Raw genomic sequence first — 11,084 nt, 5'->3', positions numbered from 1 at the left:
GTCAAGTGAAGAAGCGCATACGGTGGATGCCTTGGCAGTCAGAGGCGATGAAAGACGTGGTAGCCTGCGAAAAGCTTCGGGGAGTCGGCAAACAGACTTTGATCCGGAGATGTCTGAATGGGGGAACCCAGCCATCATAAGATGGTTATCTTAAGCTGAATACATAGGCTTAAGAGGCGAACCAGGGGAACTGAAACATCTAAGTACCCTGAGGAAAAGAAATCAACCGAGATTCCCTTAGTAGTGGCGAGCGAACGGGGACTAGCCCTTAAGTGGCTTTGAGATTAGCGGAACGTTCTGGAAAGTACGGCCATAGTGGGTGATAGCCCTGTACGCGAAAATCTCTTAGTCATGAAATCGAGTAGGACGGAGCACGAGAAACTTTGTCTGAATATGGGGGGACCATCCTCCAAGGCTAAATACTACTGACTGACCGATAGTGAACTAGTACCGTGAGGGAAAGGCGAAAAGAACCCCGGAGAGGGGAGTGAAATAGATCCTGAAACCGTATGCGTACAAGCAGTGGGAGCCCACTTTGTTGGGTGACTGCGTACCTTTTGTATAATGGGTCAGCGACTTATTTTCAGTGGCGAGCTTAACCGAATAGGGGAGGCGTAGCGAAAGCGAGTCTTAATAGGGCGTCTAGTCGCTGGGAATAGACCCGAAACCGGGCGATCTATCCATGGGCAGGTTGAAGGTTGGGTAACACTAACTGGAGGACCGAACCGACTACCGTTGAAAAGTTAGCGGATGACCTGTGGATCGGAGTGAAAGGCTAATCAAGCTCGGAGATAGCTGGTTCTCCTCGAAAGCTATTTAGGTAGCGCCTCATGTATCACTGTAGGGGGTAGAGCACTGTTTCGGCTAGGGGGTCATCCCGACTTACCAAACCGATGCAAACTCCGAATACCTACAAGTGCCGAGCATGGGAGACACACGGCGGGTGCTAACGTCCGTCGTGAAAAGGGAAACAACCCAGACCGTCAGCTAAGGTCCCAAAGTTATGGTTAAGTGGGAAACGATGTGGGAAGGCTTAGACAGCTAGGAGGTTGGCTTAGAAGCAGCCACCCTTTAAAGAAAGCGTAATAGCTCACTAGTCGAGTCGGCCTGCGCGGAAGATGTAACGGGGCTCAAACCATACACCGAAGCTACGGGTATCACTTAGGTGATGCGGTAGAGGAGCGTTCTGTAAGCCTGTGAAGGTGAGTTGAGAAGCTTGCTGGAGGTATCAGAAGTGCGAATGCTGACATGAGTAACGACAATGGGTGTGAAAAACACCCACGCCGAAAGACCAAGGTTTCCTGCGCAACGTTAATCGACGCAGGGTTAGTCGGTCCCTAAGGCGAGGCTGAAAAGCGTAGTCGATGGAAAACAGGTTAATATTCCTGTACTTCTGGTTATTGCGATGGAGGGACGGAGAAGGCTAGGCCAGCTTGGCGTTGGTTGTCCAAGTTTAAGGTGGTAGGCTGGAATCTTAGGTAAATCCGGGATTCTAAGGCCGAGAGCTGATGACGAGTGTTCTTTTAGAACACGAAGTGGTTGATGCCATGCTTCCAAGAAAAGCTTCTAAGCTTCAGGTAACCAGGAACCGTACCCCAAACCGACACAGGTGGTTGGGTAGAGAATACCAAGGCGCTTGAGAGAACTCGGGTGAAGGAACTAGGCAAAATGGCACCGTAACTTCGGGAGAAGGTGCGCCGGTGAGGGTGAAGCATTTACTGCGTAAGCCCATGCCGGTCGAAGATACCAGGCCGCTGCGACTGTTTATTAAAAACACAGCACTCTGCAAACACGAAAGTGGACGTATAGGGTGTGACGCCTGCCCGGTGCCGGAAGGTTAATTGATGGGGTTAGCTAACGCGAAGCTCTTGATCGAAGCCCCGGTAAACGGCGGCCGTAACTATAACGGTCCTAAGGTAGCGAAATTCCTTGTCGGGTAAGTTCCGACCTGCACGAATGGCGTAACGATGGCGGCGCTGTCTCCACCCGAGACTCAGTGAAATTGAAATCGCTGTGAAGATGCAGTGTATCCGCGGCTAGACGGAAAGACCCCGTGAACCTTTACTATAGCTTTGCACTGGACTTTGAATTTGCTTGTGTAGGATAGGTGGGAGGCTTTGAAGCGTGGACGCCAGTTCGCGTGGAGCCAACCTTGAAATACCACCCTGGCAACTTTGAGGTTCTAACTCAGGTCCGTTATCCGGATCGAGGACAGTGTATGGTGGGTAGTTTGACTGGGGCGGTCTCCTCCTAAAGAGTAACGGAGGAGTACGAAGGTGCGCTCAGACCGGTCGGAAATCGGTCGTAGAGTATAAAGGCAAAAGCGCGCTTGACTGCGAGACAGACACGTCGAGCAGGTACGAAAGTAGGTCTTAGTGATCCGGTGGTTCTGTATGGAAGGGCCATCGCTCAACGGATAAAAGGTACTCCGGGGATAACAGGCTGATACCGCCCAAGAGTTCATATCGACGGCGGTGTTTGGCACCTCGATGTCGGCTCATCACATCCTGGGGCTGAAGCCGGTCCCAAGGGTATGGCTGTTCGCCATTTAAAGTGGTACGCGAAGCTGGGTTTAGAACGTCGTGAGACAGTTCGGTCCCTATCTGCCGTGGACGTTTGAGATTTGAGAGGGGCTGCTCCTAGTACGAGAGGACCGGAGTGGACGAACCTCTGGTGTTCCGGTTGTCACGCCAGTGGCATTGCCGGGTAGCTATGTTCGGAATAGATAACCGCTGAAAGCATCTAAGCGGGAAACTAGCCTCAAGATGAGATCTCACTGGGACCTTGAGTCCCCTGAAGGGCCGTCGAAGACTACGACGTTGATAGGTTGGGTGTGTAAGCGCTGTGAGGCGTTGAGCTAACCAATACTAATTGCCCGTGAGGCTTGACCATATAACACCCAAGCAATTTGTGAACTCGAAAGAGGCCAGATTGCGGTGTGTGAAGACGATACAAGTCGAAAATTCGAAACGAAACACACAAATCTATCGCATACCCATTCGCTGGAGCGTGATCCGTAAGGAAAACGACCTGGCTACCGAATTTCTTGACGACCATAGAGCATTGGAACCACCTGATCCCATCCCGAACTCAGCAGTGAAACGATGCATCGCCGATGGTAGTGTGGGGTTTCCCCATGTGAGAGTAGGTCATCGTCAAGATTAAATTCCGAAACCCCTATCTGCGTATGCAGGTAGGGGTTTTGTTTTGCCCGCAGGAAAATGCGCGCGGATATTACCGGTACTTGATCACAATCCCTTTGAGTTTCCGACCCTCGATGGTTTTTACGTCGCGAGCCCACAGTGGACCGTTGACATAGGCGCCCACCGGTTGGATATGGTCGTAGACCACTACAACGGCATCGCCGCCGAGCTTGGCGGACTCTTCGCGTAGTTTTTCTTCTACCTGAGTGATGGGAGGAGCAGGCTCGACGCTCGCGTCGATGACCACCTCACCCAATCGGACGTGAGGGCGAAGAGGCTCGGTGCGCAGCACCACGACCTCGCTGGCGAGCGTCGGCGCGGGATGCTCCACGCCCACATAGGCAGTGGTCTGGGCGTCGACAGTGGCGCACCCACTCACCGCGAGCAGAGTAGCGGTGAGCCCTCCAGCCAGCAGTGACAGTTTGAAACGAGTGGACCAAGGCGCGTCATGGGCAGGCATAGTGAGGTTCCTCCGAACAATCCGCTGCTGTACGAGGTAGCGTGTTGACGGTAGCAGACAGTCCGGCAGTTGCCAGAAGCCCAACCTTTTCAGGTTGGGCTTTTTCATGCCTTGAGAAAGTGAGTTTCACTGATCCTTTTCGCAATTCACCATCCACGACACACCAAACCGGTCAACCAACATGCCGAAGCGAGCCGCCCAGAACGTGGTTTCCAGTGGCATTTCAACCTTGCCGCCGTCCGACAACGCAGAAAACACCCGTTCAGCCTCCGCAATGCTGTCGACATTCAGTGAAACCGAACAGCCGCTCATTTCGTCAGTAGGGCGATCAGGTGTTGTGTCCGAGCCCATGATTGCCTGATCGCCCACGAGCAGGCGGGTGTGGATGATCAGGTTGTGGTAGTCCGCCGGAAAGTGCTCGCGCGCGGGGCTTTCGCCGAAGGTCATCATGACTTCGATCTGGCCTGGCAGGCTTTGGGCATAGAAGGTGAAGGCGGCTTTGCAGTCGCCGTTGAAGATCAGGTAGGGATTGATTTTCATGCTTTGCTCCCGGTAACGAAGAAGCGGAGGGAGGCTGAATTCACCTCCGGCTCCGCAGTGATTGGGCTCCCATTAGCAAAGCGTTAGATGTCGTGATTGGCAGGAATCGTTTAGATGTTTTTTCTATTGAAGCAGCGTGGCTTATGGCTTGCGGTGCCTGTGTCGATCCACGGTCACGGGGGTATCGTCCTGGACCCTCAAGCTGCTGCGCGTGGAACCGAGGGGCGCAGCAAGCGTTCGATGGCTCCACTCACCAGACTCTCCAACAGCTCAACGCGCTCTCGCTCATCCAGCGAATGTTGCGCCAACCAGCCGGGCGCGCTGTTGAGTAAGTTTGCGATGGCATGTCCAGCGGCCTGCAGACCGTGTTCACTGAAGCGGGACCGGGCCCCGAGCATCAGCAACAATTTGCGCTCGTATTGCTCGCGCAGCTGCCGAACCCGTTCCTGTTGCTCTTCATTCAGGCAGCCGCTGTCACGCTCTGCCAGACGAAAATGCCAGGGCATCTCCTGATGCAGATTCAAATGCGCTCGGATAAGGGCATGGAGTTTGTCACGTTTTGCCGGCGCCTGTTGCTCGACTCGCCCCAAGGTGGCCAGCAGCTCTTCGTAAAACTCCTCGATCAAGTCGAGCAGCAAGTGCTGCTTGCTGGGGTAGTGGTGATACAACGAGCCCGGGGCGAGTCCCAGGCAGGTCGCGAGCTCACGCATGCCGACCTGTCCGAAACCTTTGCAGGCGAACAGCTCCAGCACCTTGTCCCGGTACTCGGCAAAGCGCGAGCAACGCTCAGGCATAGGCATGGAAGCCACGCCCCGTTTTGCGCCCCAGGTAACCGGCGGCGACCATTTCCTTGAGCAGTGGAGCAGGGCGGTATTTGCTGTCGTTGAAGCCATCGTAGAAGGCTTCGAGAATGGCCAGCACGGTGTCCAGGCCGATCAGGTCCGCCAACGCCAACGGCCCGATCGGCTGATTGCAGCCCAGGCGCATGCCGGCGTCGATGTCTTCGGCGCTGGCCAGGCCTTCCTGAAACACCAGGATCGCTTCGTTGATCATCGGCACCAGAATCCGGTTGACCACGAAACCCGGACGGTTGCCCGCGGTGATCGCGGTTTTACCGAGAGTGGTCGCCATGCCCAGCGCCAGGGCGTGGGTGGCGTCGCTGGTTTGCAAACCGCGAATCACCTCGATCAGACCCATCACCGGCACCGGGTTGAAGAAGTGCAGACCGATGAAGCGCTCAGGCTGGCTAACGCTGGCAGCGAGTTGGGTGATCGACAACGAAGATGTGTTGGAGGCAATCACGCAATCGTCGCTGACCTGCGCGGCGATCTGTTGCAGCACGCGCAGTTTCAGGTCGAGATTTTCCGTGGCGGCTTCGATCACCAGTTGCACGTTCTGCAGGTTGCTGTAGTCGGTGCTGGTGCGGATCTTGTCGAGGGCGGCGAGTTTTTGCTCGTGCGTCAGCGTTTCCTTGGCAACCTGCCGGTCGAGGTTTTTGCCGACGGTGTCGATGGCTTTTTGCAGGGCGCTCTCGGAGATGTCCAGCAAGGTCACGTTAAAACCGGCCAAGGCGCAGACTTGCGCGATGCCATTGCCCATGGTGCCTGCGCCGATCACGCCAATGTTTTGCAGATTCATGTTCTGTCCTTCCGATCAAACCCCGCGATACCTTGGCCGCCGTAGTGGCCGAAGGCGTACTATTGGCCGCGAGTCTAGAGCTGGCAGGGCGGTTGTCCTATGCCGAAACTGTTCAACGGTACTGATATTTTTTGCCATTCGGGTGATGGGGAGAGAAGCGTTCACATGCGGGAAAAGGACTCGGTTTCCGCCTACTTCGTGCAGGCAATGATCCATGGGCTGGGAGACAATCCGCAACGTCTGAGGGCTGCGCTTGAACAGGCCGGCATCGCCCCGGCGTTGATGGAGCAACCCACCGCACGCGTGCCGGCGAGCGCGTTTGCCGCGTTGTGGCTGATTCAGATCCGCGAGCTCAACGATGAGTTCTTCGGGCTCGACTCCCATGGCATGCCGCCGGGCAGTTTCGCCCTGATCTGCCGGGCATTGATTCAGGAACCCGACCTGCACAAAGCCATGCGCCAGTGCCTGGCCAATTTCGCGCTGTTCCTCCGAGACTTTCGCGGCACGCTGACGGTGCGCGGCAAACGTGCGGTGATCAGCTTGCAAAACCACTCGCCAAACAGCGACGTCAGTCGTTTGGGCGAGGAGACGTTTCTGGTGTTGATGATCAGTCTGCTCTGCTGGCTGGGTGGGCGGCGCATCCCCATCGACCGCGCAGATTTTCGCCATGAGCGTGTGTCGCTCAGCGATGACCGTTTGCTCTGGGGTCCGAACCTGACCTTCGGTGCAGAGCGCACCGAAATCGAATTCGCCAGCCACTATCTGCGTCTGCCGGTGGTTCAGGATCTGGCATCACTGAAAGTGTTTTTGCGCACCGCGCCGCAATGGCTGGTGATCCGTTTTCGTAATCAGCACGGCCTGGCGTCGCAGGTCCATCAGCGCCTGCGTAACAGCCATTACAGCCAATGGCCGACCTTGCAGGCCTTCGCCCTGGAACAGCACCTGAGCCCCAGCACCTTTCGCCGAAAACTGGAGCGGGAAGGGTGTTCGTATCAGGAGATCAAGGACGAGGTGCGGCGTGGCGTTGCGTTTGAGCAACTGCGTCAGAGCAAGGCGAGTATCACCGATATTGCCGAGCAGCTTGGCTTTCAGGAACCGAGCGCGTTTCACCGGGCATTCAAGAAGTGGACGGGGGAAAGTCCGGGACGGTATCGGGCGAGGTATCAGGGGGAGCTCACGGAGTGAACCCGGTTCTTGATCGCTTCACCTCGTTACTCGACCAGGCGAGACGCGCCTTGCTGCTGGTCTGGGCAACGTCTCGCGGACTGTTTCTGGGATTGGTACTGGCGACGCTGATTGCCGGTGTACTCCCGGCACTCGCCGCCTGGTTAGGCCAACGTATCGTCGATGCGGTCGTCACCGCCATGCAGTTGCACGCGCAACAGGGCAGTGCGCCGTTGTGGCCGGTCGTGCGTTATGTGCTGTTTGAAGCGGGCGTGCTCGCGTTGCTGTCCGGGACTCAGCGGGCGCTGTCGGTCCAGCAATCGCTATTGCGGGTGCAGTTAGGGCAGAAGGTCAATACGATGATTCTGGAGAAGGCCCAGACGTTATCGCTGGTGCAGTTCGAGAATTCGGAGTTCTACGACAAACTGGTTCGGGTGCGCCGCGAAGCATCGACTCGGCCGTTGGCGCTGGTGATGAAGTCGTTGGGGCTGATCCAGAATCTGATCGTGTTGATTAGCTTCGGCGTGTTGTTGGTGCATTTTTCGCCCTGGGCGCTCGTGCTGCTGGTGGTCGGCGCATTGCCGGTGTTCTTTGCTGAAGCGCATTTCTCTGGGGACGCTTTTCGGTTGTTCACCCGTCGCGCGCCGGAGAGTCGACAACAGAATTACATCGAGACGCTGCTCTCCCACGAGGGCTACATCAAAGAGGTCAAACTGTTCGGCTTCGCGCCGCTGCTATTGAAGCGTTATCGCGAGACGTTCGCGCGCCTCTATGCCGAAGACCGGCGCCTGACACTACGTCGGGATGGTTGGGGATTTATCCTCGGCCTTCTGGGCACGGGCGCGTTTTATCTGGCGTATGCCTGGGTGGTGGTCGATACCGTCCACGGCAACATCAGCCTCGGTCAGATGACCATGTACCTGGTGTTGTTCAAACAGGGGCAGACGGCGGTGAGCAGCAGCTTGAGTGCTATCAGCGGTCTCTACGAGGATGGTCTTTACCTCTCCAGTCTCTATGAATACCTGGCCGAGCCTGTTGTAGCGGATATCGGCAATCTCACCGTGGGTGCGGTACCCGGCGATGGCCTGCGTTTCGAAAACGTCGGTTTCTGTTATCCGGGGGCCAGTCGAGCCGCGTTGGAGGGCATCGATCTTCACCTTGTACCCGGGCACAGTGTGGCGTTGGTGGGGGAGAACGGTTCGGGCAAGACCACACTGATCAAATTACTGACGCGGCTATACCGTCCTGATCAGGGCCGCATCCTGCTGGACGGCAGCGATCTGCAAGCGTGGGAAGAAGACGCGCTGCGGCGGCGCATCGGGGTGATTTTTCAGGACTACATCCGCTATCAATTCTCTGTCGGCGAGAACATCGGCGTGGGTGACACCCTGGCGTTCAACGATGAACAGCGCTGGCAGGAGGCCGCCGCCGAGGGCATGGCCGCGCCCTTCATCGAGGGGCTGGATCGAGGGTATGCCACGCAATTGGGGCGGTGGTTCGCCGGGGGCCAGGAGCTGTCTGGCGGGCAATGGCAGAAGATCGCGTTGTCGCGCGCCTACATGCGGCGTAACGCCGATATCCTGATTCTGGATGAGCCGACCTCGGCACTCGACCCGGCGGCGGAAGCGGCGGTGTTCGAGCATTTCAGTAAGCACACCGAAGGCCGGATGACGTTGCTGATCTCTCACCGGTTTTCCAGCGTGCGCAATGCGGACCACATCATCGTGCTGGATCAGGGAGCGATCCTTGAGCGGGGCGATCACGACAGTCTCGTCGCAGCGGGCGGGCGCTATGCGCAGTTGTTTGATTTGCAGGCCCGCGGTTACCGATAGATCTCAAGACTCCCGAGAAACCCGCGTCACCGCTGGCCCGGCCATTTGTGTTGGTTTTGTTTTCATCAAGCCGTCGAGTGCCTGGCGATACTGGGTACCGCCCTGGCTCATGCTGTTGTTGTGCGTACCACCGGGCACCAATAACAGGTGCTTGGGTTCGTTGGCGGCATTGAACAACTGTTGGCTGAACCGCGAGGGCATGAATGGGTCGGCCAGGCCATGGACCACCAGCAACGGCATGTTGATGTCGACGATCTTGTCGATGGAATCGAATTTCTGCGACAGCAGCCAGCGCACCGGCAACCATTTCACTGGCAGGTTGCTGTCGGCCACTTGCGCCACGGCATCGCCCAGCGAGGTGAAGGTGGACTCAATCACCAAACCACGCACCGGCACCACACCATGGTCCTTTTTCGCCTGTGCGGCCAGGTCTGCCGCCAGGTCGATAGCCACCGCGCCACCCAGGGAGTGACCGTAGATCAGGCGCTTGTTGGCGTCTGGTTGCATCTTGGTGAAGCGCTCCCAAGCGACTCGCGCGTCCTCGTAAACACTGGCTTCCGACGGCAGATCACCCTTGCTCTGGCCAAACCCGCGGTAGTCGATGGCCAGCACCGAATAGCCCATGGCGCGCAATTGCTCGATGCGGAACGCCTGGCCCGTCAGGTTCCAGCGCACGCCATGCAGGTAGAGGATCGACGGCGCATCGCGACGCGCGGCTGGCCACCACCAGGCATGCAGGCTTTGCCCGGCCTTGAAGCTGGCGGTTTTGATGTCGAATTCCTGAACATCCTGCGGCAGGCCGCGATACCAACCTGCGTTGCCCGGCTCGATACGAAACAGCAGCTCGCGCTCTGTGTACTTGAGCACGCCGCAGCTCACTGGCAAGCCGACGATTAGCACGGCCATGCACAGCAGAGGCAGCCAGCGTCGGCCCAAGCGGCTCATGAAATTCGAAAACATGCAGGGTCCGGAGGATGAAAAGGAAAGCTCGGGTTTTAACAGAAGCGTGGGGAAGGTGGGGATAAATTCGACAGTCGTATGAATGGCCCGGATCAGTCTGTGATGCTCAGGGCCTCTTCGCGAGCAGGCTCGCTCCCACAAGGGACCGCATTTCAGTGTGGGAGCGAGCCTGCTCGCGAAGGGGCCATTCCTGCCCACACATCTTTAAAACCATGCGCAAAGCCGCTCGTCTTTGCTTCAGCGCCCACCCAACAAAAAGATTGAGTAATCACACAAAATGTTATTTAAATAACAAAACAACAACGCCGGCGTCAGCCCGGCAAGCCGCATCAAGGTGGAATAGCAATGAGCAAGATCGCAGTCATCGGCAGTAACATGGTGGACCTGATCACCTACATCGACCGCATGCCGGCCCGGGGCGAGACGCTCGAAGCGCCGGGGTTTGCCCTCGGGTGTGGCGGCAAGGGCGCCAATCAGGCGGTTGCCGCCGCCAAGCTTGGGGCGGATGTGTTGATGCTGACCAAGGTTGGCGATGACCTGTTTGCTGACAACACCCTGGCCAACTTCCAGCGCTTTGGCATCGACACCCGTTACGTGCAGCGCGTGCCCGGCGTGTCCAGCGGGGTGGCGCCGATCTTCGTTCAGGCCGATTCCCACAACAGCATCCTCATCGTCAAAGGCGCCAACGCGCATCTCGCCCCGGCAGATATTGACGTGGCCGCGCAGGCGTTGCGCGAGTGCTCGCTGATCGTTCTGCAGCTCGAGATCAACGTCGACACCGTTTACCACGCCATCGAGTTCGGCCGCGAATACAACATTCCGGTGCTGCTCAACCCTGCGCCGGCCTTGTCAGGCCTGAGCCGTGAACACCTGGCGCAACTGGATTTCCTGGTGCCCAACGAGTCCGAGCTGGCGTTGATTACGGGCCGGACCGTGGACTCGCCGGAGTCGGCCCACAAGGCCGCACAGACATTGGTTGCCAGCGGCATTCGTCACGTCATCGTGACCCTGGGCCAGCAAGGCGCGCTGTATGTCGGCGAGGAGGGCGAGTTTCAGATTCCCGGCCTGGCTGTTGCCGCGCGCGACACCACCGGCGCAGGAGACGCCTTCATCGGTTGCTTCATTCATCACTGGAGTCGCGACCGTGATATCCGCGCCGCCATGACCCAGGCCGTGGCGTATTCCGCCTGCTCGGTCACCGGCCTGGGTACCCAGACGTCCTACCCGGACGCTCACGCATTCGCTGAATTCCAGCGCAGCCTCGACGCCTGACGTTGAGGTGATTCA

Annotated in this window: 8 protein-coding genes and 2 rRNA genes (1 of these 10 running past the window's edge); 5 read left to right on the top strand and 5 right to left on the bottom strand. The window is 57.6% G+C overall.

Annotated features, from left to right (window positions below; genetic code table 11):
- Nucleotides 1-2,892, top strand: a 23S ribosomal RNA gene (locus tag JFU47_RS07805) (it extends 1 nt beyond the left edge of the window).
- 153 nt (nt 2,893-3,045) lie between these two features.
- Nucleotides 3,046-3,161, top strand: a 5S ribosomal RNA gene (rrf, locus tag JFU47_RS07800).
- Nucleotides 3,162-3,234: 73 nt separating this feature from the next.
- On the opposite strand, the gene JFU47_RS07795 is transcribed toward rrf, so the two are convergent.
- From JFU47_RS07795 to JFU47_RS07780, 4 genes are all read right to left on the bottom strand, one after another.
- Nucleotides 3,235-3,663 (bottom strand): hypothetical protein, encoded by a 429-nt coding sequence (locus tag JFU47_RS07795; RefSeq protein WP_201182257.1) that lies wholly within the window; start codon nt 3,661-3,663, stop codon nt 3,235-3,237.
- 126 nt (nt 3,664-3,789) lie between these two features.
- Nucleotides 3,790-4,203: a VOC family protein gene (locus tag JFU47_RS07790; protein ID WP_123367371.1), complete on the bottom strand. Its 414-nt coding sequence runs from the start codon at nt 4,201-4,203 to the stop codon at nt 3,790-3,792.
- A gap of 197 nt (nt 4,204-4,400) precedes the next feature.
- Nucleotides 4,401-5,003 (bottom strand): TetR/AcrR family transcriptional regulator, encoded by a 603-nt coding sequence (locus JFU47_RS07785; protein ID WP_140684159.1) that lies wholly within the window; start codon nt 5,001-5,003, stop codon nt 4,401-4,403.
- Nucleotides 4,990-5,841 (bottom strand): 3-hydroxybutyryl-CoA dehydrogenase, encoded by an 852-nt coding sequence (locus tag JFU47_RS07780; protein ID WP_201182255.1) that lies wholly within the window; start codon nt 5,839-5,841, stop codon nt 4,990-4,992. Before JFU47_RS07780 ends, JFU47_RS07785 begins: the two co-directional genes overlap by 14 nt.
- A 165-nt stretch (nt 5,842-6,006) precedes the next feature.
- Here JFU47_RS07780 and JFU47_RS07775 point away from each other — a divergent pair, with 165 nt between their 5' ends.
- Complete coding sequence (locus tag JFU47_RS07775) at nt 6,007-7,026, top strand: AraC family transcriptional regulator (protein WP_201182253.1); 1,020 nt, start codon at nt 6,007-6,009, stop codon at nt 7,024-7,026.
- The gene (locus tag JFU47_RS07770) at nt 7,023-8,837 is read left to right on the top strand and encodes an ATP-binding cassette domain-containing protein (protein WP_201182251.1); all 1,815 of its coding nucleotides are present in this window, start codon (nt 7,023-7,025) and stop codon (nt 8,835-8,837) included. Before JFU47_RS07775 ends, JFU47_RS07770 begins: the two co-directional genes overlap by 4 nt.
- 3 nt (nt 8,838-8,840) lie before the next feature.
- Here JFU47_RS07770 and JFU47_RS07765 read toward each other — a convergent pair whose 3' ends face one another.
- Entirely contained in the window at nt 8,841-9,797 is a 957-nt protein-coding gene (locus JFU47_RS07765; protein WP_201182249.1) for an alpha/beta hydrolase, read from the bottom strand.
- Nucleotides 9,798-10,142: 345 nt separating this feature from the next.
- On the opposite strand from JFU47_RS07765, the gene rbsK reads away from it, so the two are divergent.
- Nucleotides 10,143-11,069, top strand: coding sequence for a ribokinase (gene rbsK / locus JFU47_RS07760; protein ID WP_201182247.1), 927 nt, complete (start codon nt 10,143-10,145; stop codon nt 11,067-11,069).
- Nucleotides 11,070-11,084: the final 15 nt, after the last annotated feature.

The organism is Pseudomonas sp. TH39(2020) (assembly GCF_016650715.1).
GTDB lineage: Bacteria > Pseudomonadota > Gammaproteobacteria > Pseudomonadales > Pseudomonadaceae > Aquipseudomonas > Aquipseudomonas mandelii_C.
This window is presented reverse-complemented; position numbering and strand designations above follow the sequence as displayed.

Excerpts from the sequence above, each read along its gene's own strand:
- JFU47_RS07795 (WP_201182257.1), bottom strand. The coding sequence starts at position 3,663 with ATGCCTGCCCATGACGCGCCTTGGTCCACTCGTTTCAAACTGTCACTG.
- JFU47_RS07790 (WP_123367371.1), bottom strand. The coding sequence starts at position 4,203 with ATGAAAATCAATCCCTACCTGATCTTCAACGGCGACTGCAAAGCCGCC.
- JFU47_RS07785 (WP_140684159.1), bottom strand. The coding sequence starts at position 5,003 with ATGCCTATGCCTGAGCGTTGCTCGCGCTTTGCCGAGTACCGGGACAAG.
- JFU47_RS07780 (WP_201182255.1), bottom strand. The coding sequence starts at position 5,841 with ATGAATCTGCAAAACATTGGCGTGATCGGCGCAGGCACCATGGGCAAT.
- JFU47_RS07775 (WP_201182253.1), top strand. The coding sequence starts at position 6,007 with ATGCGGGAAAAGGACTCGGTTTCCGCCTACTTCGTGCAGGCAATGATC.
- JFU47_RS07765 (WP_201182249.1), bottom strand. The coding sequence starts at position 9,797 with ATGTTTTCGAATTTCATGAGCCGCTTGGGCCGACGCTGGCTGCCTCTG.
- rbsK (WP_201182247.1), top strand. The coding sequence starts at position 10,143 with ATGAGCAAGATCGCAGTCATCGGCAGTAACATGGTGGACCTGATCACC.